Raw genomic sequence first — 14,638 nt, forward strand, 5'->3', positions numbered from 1 at the left:
AGAAGTAGAAGGCTGAATGATATGATAGTAGTAGCTTTCGAGAAAATATAGGAGAAAGGAAGGAGCGGCGTGAGCTATAAAGAAATCAACGTAACCCAGACACGGGCGAAACAGGAAGCCTGGAAAAACCTGCTGAAAAAGCCGCTCCCTGAACGAGACGGCTACGTCAAGGACGAGCACACCTTATCCTTGCCGCGTCTCGCCGCCCGTGTCCTTGGAACTCCGCATGATGCAACCGATTATTTTATTTATTTACATGAATTATACGAAACTGACGGCATGCATATTTTAAGTGAAACCCTCAACCGGCATATTGAGCCGGAGCACTTTCAAGCGCTCCAGCGGATTCATATGATCAATCAGGAAGAAAAGGGATTGTCCGTGAATCGATTTGTGGCTTTCTTAGACGGTGAACAGCTCATTGTCCGTCATCCAAACCTAGTGATGAACCGGCATATTCGCCTTTCGTTAATCCAGGTGTTTGAACATTTCAAGCAGCTGCATGAAGGGGGATTCCAGCATCCTGATTTCCGCCGCGTGCTGCTAGATGTAGTGAAGTTTTCAAATAATCATCTAGGACCATGGCTGAAGGAAGTCAATTTGGAAGAAAAAATGCCAGCTGTCATTTGGTATGGAGAGGCGAATAAAAGTCAGCTTTATTTTCTTTACTATGTCATGCTGATTGGCTGTGATGTGGTGCTGTTTCATCCAGAAGGCAAGGATCAATTTCGTGAATTAGATCCAGAAGAAAAGCTGACTTTTATTGATCAGTATCCAGGGACGTCAAAGCTTGAACCGTTCCCTACTGAAAAGCCTGAGAGGAAATCAACGGTGGCGTACCGTTCGACAAAAGAGCTTGAAGAGGTACTTCACACAGAAGATTCCATGCTATATAAGCCATGGCAATTCAGAGATCATACCCCTCATTCTATTACGCTAAAGACAACGTATGATGAGCTGTTTTTAATTGCAAAGGAACGGTCGTTTATCCGCCCGAATTTCAAAGCAGACCGTGACACCATACAGATTCCGAATCTTTTTGCGAAGATGATGGGGGTGACGAGAGACAAGCGAGAATATTGGGACCGTATCCATACGCTAATGGAGGGGAAAGAAACGAAAACGATTCGTCATTTCCCTTTCACACAAGAAGTGTCTTCGAATTATCAATTTCATTATCAGCATGCACTCTCTAAAGCAGGAGAGGTTGACCCTGGTTTGTTAATGAAAAGCAATGTGTGGCAGTTCTCGCATTTATATGAGGGCACGCAGCGTGCGATCGCAGAGGCCATTTCTCGAATTTGTCAGCATCCGAAGCTGTTAAAAGAAGGTCATGAGACCGAATTAGATGTGCGTATTTATTTATTCAAGCAGCTTTTGCATATGAACCAAGATGTAATTGAACTCATTCAAACCTTTGATTATGCCCAGACTGTACCGAAAGTGATTTTATACCATACGGAATATAATGGTGAGCTGACTCGTTCTGATGCGGCTGCCCTGATTTTCCTAAATGAAATGGGTGTGGATCTCTTCGTGTATCATCCCGCCGGCTATCAGTGTATAGAGCGGTATATAGACGATCAATTATTTGATACACATTGGCTTGATGAAATGGTCATGAACCAAGAGTTTAAAGAGCCGTCCATTGTGAGAAAGTTATTTCAATCCATTAAAAACCGATAAGGAGATCAAAGCTTATGACAAATACAAACGGAAATGACATCATTTCAATTGATAAAGAGGAAATCACGATTGAAAAGGCAGACGATATTCGCGTTCAGCTGCGCAATGAACCAGAAGTCCAAAACATTGCGAGACAGATTGATGCCAAAAATCAGCTGGAACTGCTTGAATACGGAAAACAGCCGGCTGTCGAAATCTCTAAGTTTTCTGACCGTATTCTCTCTATGATGCGTTCAACAAGTGTCACAGACTCAGGAACGATGCTTACACAGCTTGGAAAAATTATGGATCGTTTTGATAAAAATGATTTTGACGAGCCAAAGGGCGGTTTGTTATCAAAAATCTTTAAACGCGGTGGCAGCATGATCGAGAAGATTTTCAGCAAATATCAAACGCTCGGTGCAGAAATTGAAAAAATCAATGTGGAAATTAGTAAATACAAAGATGAAATGACCAAATCGACGGTTACGCTTGAAGAAATGTATGAGCATAACATTCAATACTATATGGAGCTTGAAAAGTATGTCGTCGCAGGGCAAATGAAGATCGAAGAATTAAAACAATTGGTTCCTTCTTATGAAGAAAAAGCGGCGGGGGGAAACCAGCTGGCACAAATGGAGCTAGATACGCTTCGTAATGGAATTCAAGCGCTTGAGGAACGTGTATATGATCTTGATATGGCACGGATGGTGGCACTTCAAACGGCACCGCAAATCCGTTTGCTGCAGCGTGGTAATACGAAATTAATCGGGAAAATTAACTCTGCCTTCATCATTACGATTCCAATTTTCAAAAATGGAATCATTCAAGCGGTAACAGCGAAGAGACAAAAGCTTGTGGCTGATTCCATGAGTGAGCTGGACAGAAGAACGAATGAAATGCTGAAACGAAATGCTGAAAATATCTCAAGTCAAAGTGTTGAGATTGCTAAATTATCAGGTCGTCCAAGCATCGACATTGAAACGATCGAATCATCCTTTAATACGATTGTACAAGGGATGAAAGAGACGAAGCAGATTGAAGAAGAAAACAAACGATTACGTGAGGACGGAACAAAACGTATGCTTGAACTTCAAGATAATATTAAGAGAGCTGCCCTAGAGTCCTAAAAAAACAGGCTGTCTGTAACGAAAGTTGCAGGCAGTTTTTTCATGAATTTGATTAAAATTTGAGAAAAAAGGTTTTTATGTGACCTTTTTCGGGTAAATCCTGTTCAGGGGCATGGTTCACCCATGAAAGAAAAAGCCCGCTACCACAAGGATTCGACTTATTTTTTAGCACAATAAGGAATTTCCAGTAAAATATTGTCTGGTGAGAGAAAATACCCCGTAAAATATGTAGTTTATGAAGCATTCTATAGGATTTACGAGTAATACGGCGTATAAACTGTAATCACCAGACCTCTATATGGAATTCATACATATTGTACGGAAATAAGCGAATTCTAAAGATTGTTCGCATCATAACGCTTATGTTACGGTTATAAAGATGCTAATTTGGAGGGAAAAAATGAATTCTGAAGAGAGAAAGATCAAAATCAAGATAAATAATGTATCTAAAATTTTCGGTAAAAATGCTAAAAAAGCATCTCAAATGCTTGAAAAAGGGAAGACAAAGAGAGAAATCCTAAAAGAGACCGGCGCAACAGTTGGTGTCAATCGAGCAAATTTTGATGTGTATGACGGCGAGATATTTGTCATCATGGGGCTATCAGGGAGCGGAAAGTCCACACTTGTGCGGCTGCTGAATAGGTTAATCGAACCAACCTCCGGCGAAATTTATATTGATGGGGATATGATAACAAATATGTCAAAGGATCAATTGCGTGAAGTCAGACGGAAAAAGATCAGCATGGTCTTCCAAAACTTCGCATTGTTCCCGCATCGTACCATTCTGGAGAATACAGAATACGGGCTTGAATTGCAAGGTGTAGAGAAGGATCAGCGCCGCTCTAAAGCGCTTGAATCTTTAAAGCTTGTTGGACTTGAAGGTTTTGAAGAGCAGTACCCAAATCAATTAAGTGGCGGTATGCAGCAGCGTGTTGGATTGGCACGTGCACTAGCTAATGATCCTGATATTTTGTTAATGGATGAAGCGTTCAGCGCACTAGATCCATTAATTCGTAAAGACATGCAGGATGAATTGCTTGAGCTTCATACGTCTGTAGGAAAAACAATTATTTTCATCACGCATGATTTAGATGAAGCGCTTCGTATTGGCGACCGCATTGTCCTCATGAAAGACGGGAATATCGTCCAAATCGGAACACCAGAAGAAATTCTGATGAACCCATCGAACGAGTATGTTGAACGTTTCGTTGAAGATGTAGACCTTTCTAAAGTATTAACCGCTGGTCATATTATGAAACGTGCAGAAACAGTTCAGATTGATAAAGGGGCACGTGTTGCGCTCACGCTCATGAAGAACCTTGGTATTTCGTCTATCTATGCAGTAGATAAGAAAAAGCATTTATTAGGTGTTATTTCTGCACAAGCAGCGAAAAAAGCGGCAGAAACGGGTGCGTCGCTAGAAACTGTTCTTGATAAAGAATTTACGACAGTATTGGAATCAACGTATTTAACAGAGATCTTTGATGCAGTATCTGATGCGGCAAATATTCCAATTGCCGTTGTAGATGAGAAAAACAGAATGAAGGGTATTGTGGTCAGAGGTGCATTGATTGGTGCATTATCAGGAAATGATGAATATATCAACATGTCTTCTAACAAGCTAGAGGAAATTAAAACACAAGAGCCTTCTGCACAGGAGGTAGAATAAGATGTTTAGTATGAGTGATTTACCTAGAATTCCGTTCGCGGATTATATCGATCAATTTGTTGACTGGTTAACATTAACCTTTGGTGGTTTCTTTGATGGCATCACAAATGGATTAGCTGGAACAGTAAATGGTATTGTGGCTGCACTTGGCGTCATTCCATCTATTATTTTAACGCTTATCTTTGCCGGCATTGCTTGGTGGATCAGTACAAGAGGAGTTGCTCTTTTCACACTTATTGGATTCTTACTGATCGACTATTTAGGCTATTGGCAGCCAATGTTGCAAACACTTGCGCTCGTTCTGACAGCTGTGGTCATTTCTATCGTGATCGGGGTTCCGATCGGTATTTGGGCATCACAGAAGGAAACGGTGCGTAAAATTGTCACACCTATTTTAGACTTAATGCAGACAATGCCTGCATTCGTATACCTTTTACCAGCGATCTTCTTCTTTAACATCGGAGTAGTACCTGGGGTTGTGGCATCGGTTATTTTCTCTATGCCGCCAACGATTCGTATGACCATTCTGGGGATTAAACAAGTACCATCTGATTTAATTGAAGCAACAGAAGCTTTTGGTTCTACGACATTCCAGCGTTTGTTCAAAGTTCAGCTTCCACTTGCTACAAAAACTATCTTAGCTGGGATTAACCAAAGTATCATGCTTGCTCTATCCATGGTCGTCATTGCGGCAATGGTTGGTGCACCAGGACTTGGTTCGGAAGTATATAGTGCAGTAACACAGCTGAAAACAGGGATTGGTTTTGAAGCAGGTATTGCCATTGTTATCGTGGCGATTACACTGGATCGTATTACACAAAACATGAAAACGAAAAAAACCAGGGGGAATGCTTAATGTGGAAAAAGTCTCTCTACATTGGGATGACCGCCCTGCTTGTCTTTTTACTAGCCGCTTGTGGTGCAAAGTCGGACTCAAATGCGAGTGCAGCACAGCAAGTGAATAAAACCATTATCGGTATTGATCCGGGTTCAGGTATTATGGCGCTGACGGATCAAGCGAAAAAGGACTACGGTTTAGAGGATTGGACGGTTGTATCTGCCTCAAGTGCAGCGATGACAGCGACATTGAAAAAATCGTATGACCGTAAAAAACCGATTATCATCACTGGCTGGAATCCTCACTGGATGTTTTCCCGCTACGATTTAAAATATTTAGATGATCCGAAAAAATCATATGGTGAGGAAGAAGAAATTCACACCATTTCACGTAAAGGATTTGCGAAGGATCAGCCGGAAGCAGCCAAAATGCTCAGTCAATTTAAATGGTCTCAAGATGATATGGGTGAAGTGATGCTTGATATTCAGGATGGCGTCAAACCGACGGATGCTGCTGTTAAATATGTGAAAAAGCATAAAGATCAAGTAGCGAAATGGACAAAAGGCGTGAAAAAGTCAAACGGTGACAAAATCAATCTTGCCTACGTTGCGTGGGATAGTGAAATTGCAAGTACCAATGTGGCCGCAGAGGTATTGCGTGAGCTTGGTTTTAAAGTCACCTTGACTCAGGTTGAAGCAGGCCCAATGTGGACAGCAATTGCAACCGGAAGTGCTGATGCATCATTATCTGCATGGCTTCCAAATACGCATAAAACGTATGCAGCGAAGTTTAAAGGAAAATATGATGACCTCGGTACAAGTATGAAGGGTCTTCGCATGGGTCTCGTTGTTCCGACTTATATGAAAAACGTCAACTCGATCGAAGATTTGAAAAAATAGCCAATTGTATAACAGTTCCCTTATAATAGAAGGGAGCATATGGAAAAAGCAGTCTGCTCAAAAAGCGACTGCTTTTTCTTATATATAAGGATGGTGGATGAGTTGTCGATGGTGGAAAAACCAATGATGATTTTCCTGCACGGTGGAGGCGTAAGCAGCTGGATGTGGCAGGAGCATATGGAAATATTCAAGGAAACGTATGAATGCTATACCCCTGATTTTATCGGTCACGGGACAAGAGCAAATGAAACATCGTTTTCCATGCGAGAAAGTGCTTTTGAAATCATTTCATGGATAAAGGAGCATGCACATGGTCGTACAGTCATTCTAATTGGCTTCTCTCTAGGTGCACAGGTAGCCGTTGATGTGTTATCGAGAGAGCCAGACATCGCAGACATCGCCATTATCAATAGCGCCCTTGTGTTGCCATTACCATGGCTCTATTTGATGGTAAGGCCCATTTTACCTCTTACATATCCGTTATTAAAAAAAGATTGGTTCATCCAGCTGCAAGCAGAAAAGATGGGACTTCCAAACGATGTACTGGATCATTATGCAGCGGATTCCAAACAATTGCAGAAGAAGACGTTGCTTACGATGTTTCAAGAAAATCTTCATTACAAGCTCCCTGAGACGTTTCAACAAGCGAAGGCACGGATTCTTGTGACAGTGGGAGAAAGGGAAAAGAGCATTATGACTAGGTCAGCAGAGAAAATCACGAATGCACACCCGAATGCAGCTGGGTTCATCGTTCCTGACATTGGACATACGTTTACTTTTGAAAAGAAAGAACTTTTTGTCAACATGATCAAAAGCTTTATAGAAGAGCGTGCGTTACCAGCGGAATTAAAGGAAATAAGGAAGCTAGGCCATTTAGAAAGTGAAGATGAGCATAAAAGGGGCAGGCATGTATAAGACATTGTATGATATAGGTATAAAACGCTTACAGAAGAATTGGTGTATGGATGGAAGCTCGTAAGTGAGCCATGAAGGAGGAAGCATGAGTAAAAACTATATCATATTTGGTGCGAGTCAAGGATTAGGGGATGCCTTTGTAAAAGGTCTTCCTTCAAGTGGAGATACAGTATGGATTGTGTCACGAAGTGAACCAAGCAGTTTGAACATAGACGATGGGGTGCGTAGAATTTGGCTGAAGATCGATTTATCAAGTCAAACCCATATCCCTTTTATGCTCGAAGCATTGAAGAATCAAACAATTGATGTACTCATTTATAACGTAGGTTTATGGGAAAAACGCGGCTTTGAAGATGATTATTCTTTCGATCTTGATCAACCGGAGGATATCGCTCATTTAATCAATGTGAACGTTACCTCAACGATTACCTACATCCAAGCTCTGCTTCCGCACGTAAGGACATCTGAGAATGGAAAGATCATCGTCATTGGTTCTACTGCGGGACTTGACCATACGAATTTGCCTCAGGTTTCTTTTGTTGCTTCTAAATTTGGGCTTCGTGGTATTGTGAACGCACTAAGAGAGCACGTAAGGAAAGATAAAATATCCGTTACCTGTATCAATCCAGGAGAGCTGGCGGCAGAAGTTCCGTACGAAGATGGCGCTGAAAAAGCCATTGCTCTGTATGATGAAACGAGAATACCTGTACAAGATATTGTCGAGCTGGCAAGGTGTGTCATTCATCTATCCAGGGTGTCCTGTGTCAAAGAAATCAATGTACCGGCAATGACAGATGTGAATGCGTAAAATAAAGGAGACCACCCGCTTAAAGAAAAGACGGGTGGTTGTTTTTTTATTTTACGATGAATGCTGCTGAAGTGTTTCGTATACAGCTTCCGTCAAAATCTCAATGCCGGTCAAAATCGCAGAGCGATCGAATGTCATATAAGGGTGATGAAGCCCAGGTTTTAAATCACAGCCTAAACCGAGCATCGTCGATTTAATATGAGGAAGCTTTGCTGCATAAAAATGAAAGTCCTCTCCGCCTGTCGTCACGATCGGTGGATCGAGCTGTTCTTTGCCTAGCACTTGCTCTATGGCATGTGACATGATCTCCACAGCTTCTTCATTTAATGTCGCAGCTGGAAGACGATGATCAGTTGAAAGTGTGATAGAGGCGCCAAAAGCATCCGCTACAGAATGGCATGCTCTTTCAATTTCCTTTTCTAATTCATCCATCACTTCGTTTGTCTGTGCCCGAACGTCGAGTGTAAAAGAGGCCTTGCCAGGGATGATGTTGGAGCTGCCACCGCCTGCATTTAAATTGGTCATTTTCACAGAATGGGCGACTCGTGGATCGACATGGATATGTGCCAGTCTCTGCACAAGCGTAGATGCAACTTCGATGACGTTGACCCCAAGGTGCGGGCGTGCACCGTGTGCTTCCTCCCCTAGAATGGTTCCGACGTAATGATTACTTGATCCGTGCAAAATGGCAGGAGCGCAGCGTCCGTTTAAGGTTTCTTGAATTGGGCGCACATGCACCCCGTATAAATAATCGACGTCAGCTAACACACCTTTTTCGATCATCTTTAAAGCGCCGCCTCCTCTTTCTTCGGCAGGCTGAAAAATGAATCGGATCGTGCCACTAGGGAGTTTTTTTTCTTTCAATGCCATGAATGTCCCAAGTGCCATCGTCATATGTGCATCGTGTCCGCATGAATGGTTGGCTTGAAATACACCATCTACTTCCTGCCACAGTGCGTCAATATCGGCTCTCACAGCAACCACTGGTGCGCCTTCCCCAATTTCACCGATTACCCCTGTACAGTCTTCAAATGTTCTCGTTTTACAGCCTAATTTCTTTAATAGAGCTTCAATATAAGCTGTCGTATTTGTCTCTTCCCAGCTGATTTCTGGATGGGCGTGCAGATGTTCAAAGATGTCTGTCACGGTTTGTTTCATCTCGTTTGTCAAAGTTGTCATGAGAAGCCTCCTTGCTGACAGATAATCTGCCAAAACATTCTTTTAGTGAAATAATATTGATCTTAAATATCATCAGTGTTTATAATATAACACATCATTTGATTATTCAGAAAATTAAGTGAAATTCCGATCGGGACAAAGGGGTTTTGACAGATGAAAACAGCAACAGTATCAGCACCTGAGAAACAAAAAAGAAAACTTCAGATGCCGGATGCGTATGTACTCTTATTTATGATTGCTTTAATTTGTACGATCGCAACGTATTTTGTACCAGCCGGTGAATTTGATCGGAAAACGTCAGGAGAGATCACAACAGCTGTTCCTGGCAGTTATCACCGTATTGATCAATCACCAGTTAGTCCGGTTGGTTTTTTTACAGCGATTCAAGAAGGGATGGTTGGTTCATCCTCTATTATTTTTCTGATTCTTTTTACTGGCGGAACCATTGCAATTTTGGAAAAGACAGGTGCCATTAACGGGATGATTCACAATGTCATCAGCCGGTTCCAAACGAAACAGCTATTGTTTATTTGTATTGTTGGCGGATTGTTTTCTGTACTTGGGACGACCGGAATTGTGGTGAACTCGGTCATTGGCTTTATTCCTATTGGGATCATTGTGGCACGTTCTTTAAAGTGGGATGCAGTGGCGGGAGCGGCGGTTATTTACATCGGCTGTTATGCAGGTTTTAACGCAACCATTTTGTCTCCATCTCCTTTAGGTTTATCACAAACGATTGCAGAACTGCCGATTTTTTCTGGTATTGGGCTGCGTGTCATCATTTATCTTTGTTTTCTTCTATCTAGTATTGTGTACATCTATTTATATACAAAACGCTTGAAAAATAAAGAAAAGGGGAGCCTGCTTGGTGACGAGTGGTTTCCAGCTAAAGGGCTAGGAGGAGCTGTTGCGGAATCTGTGGACAAGCCTGAATTCACCAGTAGACATAAGCTGATTTTAGCGGTGTGCGGTTTGTCGCTTGGGGGGTTCTTATATGGTGCGCTTCAGCTTGGCTGGACCGATAAGGAAATGGCTGGTGTGTTCATTTTCATGGCAATTGCTGCTGGACTGCTTGGGGGATTAGCTGCCAATGATATTGCAAAAACGTTTATTGTCGGCTGTCAAAGCCTTGTATACGGCGCACTCATTGTCGGCATGGCACGCTGCATTTCAGTCATTTTGGAAAACGGCAAGCTGCTTGATACTGTGGTGAATGGGCTTGCGAGTATGCTGACAGGGTTTAGTCCAATCGCTGGTGCGATCGGCATGTATATCGCCAGTGCGCTCCTTCACTTTTTGATTTCATCAGGATCAGGAGAAGCGGTTGTCTTTATACCGATTCTTGCGCCGCTTGCTGATTTAATGGGTATCACGAGACAAGTAGCGGTAGAAGCAGTGATGCTCGGTGAAGGGGTGGTCAACTGCGTGAATCCGACTTCAGGTGTGTTGATGGCTGTCTTGGCTGCAAGTGGGATTCCTTACGTGAAATGGCTGCGTTTTATGGTGCCGCTTGCGCTCATCTGGTTCGTCATCGGCCTTGTCTTTATTTGTATCGGTGTCATGATCAATTGGGGACCTTATTAAATAAGAGAGAAGCTGCCAAAGAGTGTTTGGCGGCTTTTTTCTTATGAGAAAATGTATGGGGACAGCGGTTTAAAACCACAATAAGAGTGTTCACAAAATGGCTACATTATTTTTTTGAGCAATCCCCTTGCAAAAGTTTGTGAAGTATTGCACAATAAGAATGTGAAATATTTCACATAAGAAAAACAACCTAGTTTTACTCAGGAGGATGAGATAAATGACAAACGAAAAAGTAAACAAAGTAGCACTTATTGGAGCAGGTTTTGTCGGCAGCAGTTATGCCTTTACATTAATAAATCAAGCAATCACAGATGAATTGGTAGTCATCGATTTGAATCAAGACAAAGCAATGGGTGACGTCATGGATTTAAACCACGGGAAAGCATTCGCCCCGCATCCTGTGAATACTTGGTATGGAGATTATGAGGATTGTCAGGATGCTGACATTGTATGTATCTGCGCTGGTGCAAACCAAAAGCCAGGTGAAACGAGACTTGATCTTGTTGAGAAAAATTTAAATATATTTAAAGGCATTGTAGACAATGTGATGAAAAGCGGATTCGATGGTATTTTCTTAGTTGCTACGAACCCAGTTGATATTTTGACATATGCGACTTGGAAATTCAGCGGACTGCCAAAAGAACGAGTGATTGGTAGTGGAACAACGCTTGATACGGCAAGATTCAGATACATGCTTAGTGAGTACTTTGAAGCAGCGGCGCACAATGTGCATGCGTACATCATTGGAGAGCATGGGGATACAGAGCTTGCTGTTTGGAGCCATGCGAATATCGGAAGTGTACCGATCACAGAATTAATGAAGAGAAATGACCAATACAAACAAGAAGATTTAGACGACATCATGGAAAATGTCCGTCATGCTGCTTACCAAATCATTGAGAAAAAAGGCGCGACTTATTACGGTGTAGCGATGAGTTTAGCCCGTATTACTAGAGCCATTTTACACAATGAAAACAGCATTTTGACTGTCAGCACTTATTTAGATGGAGAATACGGAGCAGAAGATGTCTACATTGGTGTACCTGCCCTCGTGAACCGAAATGGTGCAACAGAAGTGATGGAGCTCGCACTGAACGACACAGAAAAAGAAAAGTTCGCACACAGTGTGAATGTGTTAAAAGAAATTTTAGCTCCTCATTTTTAATCAATCAAAGGCAACCTATCTGAGCAGAAAAGGATGAATCACTATGTGGCAGCAAATATATGATCCGTTTGGTAATGAGTTCGTCAGTGCATTGGTGGCCATGCTTCCAATCTTGTTTTTTCTACTTGCATTAACTGTATTTAAGTTAAAAGGTGTATTAGCCGCTTGTTTTACCTTGATCGTCAGTTTTGTAACAGCTGTTTTCTTCTTTCATATGCCAATTGAAAAAGCATTATCTGCTGTGGTGCTCGGTGTATCTAATGGGCTGTGGCCGATTGGATATATCGTCATCATGGCCGTATGGCTCTATAAAATTGCTGTGAAATCTGGAAAGTTCGATGTCATTCGCTCTAGTATTGCAGGAATCTCTCAAGATCAACGGTTACAGCTCTTATTAATTGGTTTTAGTTTTAACGCATTTTTAGAGGGAGCCGCTGGATTCGGTGTACCGATTGCGATTAGTGCCGCTCTTTTAACAGAGCTTGGGTTTAAACCACTGAAAGCCGCCATGCTCTGCTTGATTGCAAATGCTGCGTCTGGCGCTTTTGGTGCAGTAGGTATTCCGGTTATTACAGGGGCGCAAATGGGAAATATGACGCCGCTTGAGCTGTCTCAAACCCTTGTGTACACCATTCCGTTTATTTCTTTCTGTATTCCGTTTCTGCTTATTCTCATTGTAGACGGCTTTAAAGGGATCAAAGAAACCCTTCCAGCCTTGCTTGTTGTAAGTGGAAGCTATGCGATTCTGCAGGCTGTTACAATGGTCACGATGGGCCCTGAGCTTGCCAATATTATTTCAGCTTTAGCGAGTATGGGAATTTTGGCTTTATTTCTTCGAAAATGGCAGCCGAAACATATTTATCGTGAAGAAGGGGCACCAGCCATTGAGAAGAAACAAACGTATAGCGGGGTTGAGGTGCTGAAAGCATGGTCTCCGTTTTATATTTTAACTGCCGTCATTACTGTATGGAGCCTACCAGCTTTTAAAGCATTATTTGCTGAAGGAGGACCGCTCAACTGGACAACCATTTTAGTGAAAATGCCGTTTCTGCATCAGCAAATTGTGAAATTACCGCCAATTGCTCAAACAGAAACACCGATTGATGCGATCTTTAAAATTGATGTTATTAGTGCAACAGGTACCGCTATTCTAATTGCAGTGATGCTGACAGGATTGTTCAGCAGACATATTACATTAAAAGAAGGGGCTACCTGCTTAAATGCAGCGGTCAAAGAGCTTTGGGTCCCTGTTCTTACAATTTGTTTTGTTATGGGCTTTGCCAATTTGGCGAACTTTGCAGGTCTAAGTTCTGCTATCGGACTAGCGCTTGCTAAAACAGGCGATTTATTCCCGCTTGTCAGCCCAGTGCTTGGCTGGATCGGCGTGTTTATTACGGGATCTGTTGTGAGTAACAATGCCTTATTCGGCAACCTTCAAGCAGTCACCGCTTCTCAAATCGGCTCTCAGGCAGGTTTGTTAATCGGGGCAAATACGACCGGTGGTGTGATGGCGAAATTAATTTCTCCACAATCCATTGCCATTGCAACAGCAGCTGTTGGAGAAACAGGTAAAGAATCTGAGCTCTTCCAAAAAACAGTGAAGTACAGCTTCATTTTGCTCGGCATCGTATGTATATGGACATTCATTCTTGCTCAATTTATATAGGTTGATCGATTGATTGAAAAATGGAAGACTGAGAGATTTCTCAGTCTTTTTTTTATGTGGATTCTCGTGTGACAAGCCGAGTAGGTAGCTGAATATGTTCACGTTGTAATGGTTTTTGATCTTGGAGCAGCTGAATCATTTGTTTTACAGACTGCTGGCCAAGCTCGACGATGGGGATGTCGATGGTCGTGATCGTTGGAGCTGTCACCTCGCAAATGTCTTGATTGTCATAACCGATCACCGCTAAATCCTTAGGAATGTGATATCCATATGAAATGGCTTGTTTAATGAGGCCTGCTGCCACTTGATCATTGCCGGTGAAAATCGCATCCGGCGCATCCGGCATCCGGTGGATTAAGTCCATTAAACGAAAGCCGTCCTCAATGGTAAAAGCCTCGCCGAACAGCCAATCTTCTTTAAGCGACAAACCGTGATCAGAAAGCGCATCAAGATAGCCTTGCTTTCTTTGTTTTTGCGCTTCGCTGCTTTCTGTATCAAAGCAAAATCCAATGGATGTACGCCCTGATTGAATCAAGTAGTCAACCGCTTTATAAGCAGCTTCACGCTCATCATATCCGATAATCGGAATGTCTGCTGTTTGATGAAATTCATTTGCCATGACGATCGGGCCGTTTGCTAAAAATGGCTCGATTGTTGCCCACTTATTTTCTAACGCCCCCAATATGACACCATCTACTTCTTTTCTTTTTAATAATTGAAGCCCTTCAAGTTCTACTGATTCTTGATAAAACGTCTGGAGCACGATGGCTTTATACCCTTGATCCAGTGCTTCCTTTGAAATGCCTTTAATCAATTGTGCAAAAAAAGGATGGTCCACAGCTGGAACAGACACAGCAATGGTTTTTGTCTGATGTGACCGAAGGGTGCGGGCCGCTGAGCTTGGTGTATACTCCATTTCCTTCATCACCTGTAAAATGTGCTGGCGCTTTTCTTCGGATACATATGGATGGTTGTTCAGCACCCGAGAAACAGTGGTCGTTGAAACCCCGCAGCGTTTGGCAATTTCATAAATTGTACACATATTAACAAATCCTTTACACAAAGTTATTGTTCTGAAATCGATAACATCATTTACAATGTGAAACAAGTTAAATATTAA

The 14,638-nt window shown here is 42.3% G+C and carries 12 protein-coding genes; 10 read left to right on the top strand and 2 right to left on the bottom strand.

What is annotated here, in order from left to right; all coding sequences use genetic code 11:
* Positions 1 to 69 precede the first annotated feature (69 nt).
* The 7 genes from NSQ64_RS02185 to NSQ64_RS02215 all read left to right on the top strand — a co-directional run bounded on the left by NSQ64_RS02185 (position 70) and on the right by NSQ64_RS02215 (position 7,924).
* Positions 70 to 1,686, top strand: a complete 1,617-nt coding sequence (locus NSQ64_RS02185) for a YceG family protein (RefSeq protein ID WP_341014811.1) — start codon at positions 70 to 72, stop codon at positions 1,684 to 1,686.
* 14 nt (positions 1,687 to 1,700) lie between these two features.
* The gene (locus NSQ64_RS02190; RefSeq protein ID WP_024719000.1) at positions 1,701 to 2,795 is read left to right on the top strand and encodes a toxic anion resistance protein; all 1,095 of its coding nucleotides are present in this window, start codon (positions 1,701 to 1,703) and stop codon (positions 2,793 to 2,795) included.
* A gap of 400 nt (positions 2,796 to 3,195) precedes the next feature.
* A complete protein-coding gene (gene opuAA / locus NSQ64_RS02195) occupies positions 3,196 to 4,464 on the top strand; it encodes a glycine/proline betaine ABC transporter ATP-binding protein OpuAA (protein ID WP_135010189.1) in 1,269 nt (422 codons plus the stop codon).
* Between the two features lie 10 nt (positions 4,465 to 4,474).
* Positions 4,475 to 5,320, top strand: coding sequence for a glycine/proline betaine ABC transporter permease subunit OpuAB (opuAB, locus tag NSQ64_RS02200; protein WP_341018220.1), 846 nt, complete (start codon positions 4,475 to 4,477; stop codon positions 5,318 to 5,320).
* The gene (locus NSQ64_RS02205) at positions 5,320 to 6,201 is read left to right on the top strand and encodes a glycine betaine ABC transporter substrate-binding protein (protein WP_024718998.1); all 882 of its coding nucleotides are present in this window, start codon (positions 5,320 to 5,322) and stop codon (positions 6,199 to 6,201) included. Before opuAB ends, NSQ64_RS02205 begins: the two co-directional genes overlap by 1 nt.
* A 39-nt stretch (positions 6,202 to 6,240) precedes the next feature.
* Positions 6,241 to 7,116, top strand: a complete 876-nt coding sequence (locus NSQ64_RS02210) for an alpha/beta fold hydrolase (protein WP_160758247.1) — start codon at positions 6,241 to 6,243, stop codon at positions 7,114 to 7,116.
* 85 nt (positions 7,117 to 7,201) lie between these two features.
* Positions 7,202 to 7,924, top strand: coding sequence for an SDR family NAD(P)-dependent oxidoreductase (locus NSQ64_RS02215; protein ID WP_024718996.1), 723 nt, complete (start codon positions 7,202 to 7,204; stop codon positions 7,922 to 7,924).
* Positions 7,925 to 7,975: 51 nt separating this feature from the next.
* Here NSQ64_RS02215 and NSQ64_RS02220 read toward each other — a convergent pair whose 3' ends face one another.
* Positions 7,976 to 9,103 carry a M20 peptidase aminoacylase family protein gene (locus NSQ64_RS02220; RefSeq protein ID WP_100325500.1) on the bottom strand — a complete coding sequence of 376 codons (1,128 nt, stop codon included), beginning with the start codon at positions 9,101 to 9,103 and terminating at the stop codon, positions 7,976 to 7,978.
* 153 nt (positions 9,104 to 9,256) lie between these two features.
* On the opposite strand from NSQ64_RS02220, the gene NSQ64_RS02225 reads away from it, so the two are divergent.
* From NSQ64_RS02225 to NSQ64_RS02235, 3 genes are all read left to right on the top strand, one after another.
* Positions 9,257 to 10,687, top strand: a complete 1,431-nt coding sequence (locus NSQ64_RS02225) for a YfcC family protein (protein ID WP_341014816.1) — start codon at positions 9,257 to 9,259, stop codon at positions 10,685 to 10,687.
* Between the two features lie 217 nt (positions 10,688 to 10,904).
* Positions 10,905 to 11,852, top strand: coding sequence for an L-lactate dehydrogenase (locus NSQ64_RS02230; protein ID WP_007498309.1), 948 nt, complete (start codon positions 10,905 to 10,907; stop codon positions 11,850 to 11,852).
* A 43-nt stretch (positions 11,853 to 11,895) separates the two neighbouring features.
* Complete coding sequence (locus NSQ64_RS02235) at positions 11,896 to 13,518, top strand: L-lactate permease (RefSeq protein WP_041091225.1); 1,623 nt, start codon at positions 11,896 to 11,898, stop codon at positions 13,516 to 13,518.
* 52 nt (positions 13,519 to 13,570) lie between these two features.
* On the opposite strand, the gene NSQ64_RS02240 is transcribed toward NSQ64_RS02235, so the two are convergent.
* Positions 13,571 to 14,560, bottom strand: coding sequence for a LacI family DNA-binding transcriptional regulator (locus tag NSQ64_RS02240; RefSeq protein WP_096880964.1), 990 nt, complete (start codon positions 14,558 to 14,560; stop codon positions 13,571 to 13,573).
* Positions 14,561 to 14,638 lie beyond the last annotated feature (78 nt).

Origin of the sequence: Bacillus sp. FSL W8-0183 (assembly GCF_038006825.1) — a bacterium.
Classification (GTDB): Bacteria; Bacillota; Bacilli; order Bacillales; family Bacillaceae; genus Bacillus; species Bacillus altitudinis.

Excerpts from the sequence above, each read along its gene's own strand:
- NSQ64_RS02215 (WP_024718996.1), top strand. The coding sequence starts at position 7,202 with ATGAGTAAAAACTATATCATATTTGGTGCGAGTCAAGGATTAGGGGAT.
- opuAB (WP_341018220.1), top strand. The coding sequence starts at position 4,475 with ATGAGTGATTTACCTAGAATTCCGTTCGCGGATTATATCGATCAATTT.
- NSQ64_RS02220 (WP_100325500.1), bottom strand. The coding sequence starts at position 9,103 with ATGACAACTTTGACAAACGAGATGAAACAAACCGTGACAGACATCTTT.
- NSQ64_RS02190 (WP_024719000.1), top strand. The coding sequence starts at position 1,701 with ATGACAAATACAAACGGAAATGACATCATTTCAATTGATAAAGAGGAA.
- NSQ64_RS02205 (WP_024718998.1), top strand. The coding sequence starts at position 5,320 with ATGTGGAAAAAGTCTCTCTACATTGGGATGACCGCCCTGCTTGTCTTT.
- NSQ64_RS02230 (WP_007498309.1), top strand. The coding sequence starts at position 10,905 with ATGACAAACGAAAAAGTAAACAAAGTAGCACTTATTGGAGCAGGTTTT.
- NSQ64_RS02235 (WP_041091225.1), top strand. The coding sequence starts at position 11,896 with ATGTGGCAGCAAATATATGATCCGTTTGGTAATGAGTTCGTCAGTGCA.
- NSQ64_RS02210 (WP_160758247.1), top strand. The coding sequence starts at position 6,241 with ATGGAAAAAGCAGTCTGCTCAAAAAGCGACTGCTTTTTCTTATATATA.
- opuAA (WP_135010189.1), top strand. The coding sequence starts at position 3,196 with ATGAATTCTGAAGAGAGAAAGATCAAAATCAAGATAAATAATGTATCT.
- NSQ64_RS02240 (WP_096880964.1), bottom strand. The coding sequence starts at position 14,560 with ATGTGTACAATTTATGAAATTGCCAAACGCTGCGGGGTTTCAACGACC.
- NSQ64_RS02225 (WP_341014816.1), top strand. The coding sequence starts at position 9,257 with ATGAAAACAGCAACAGTATCAGCACCTGAGAAACAAAAAAGAAAACTT.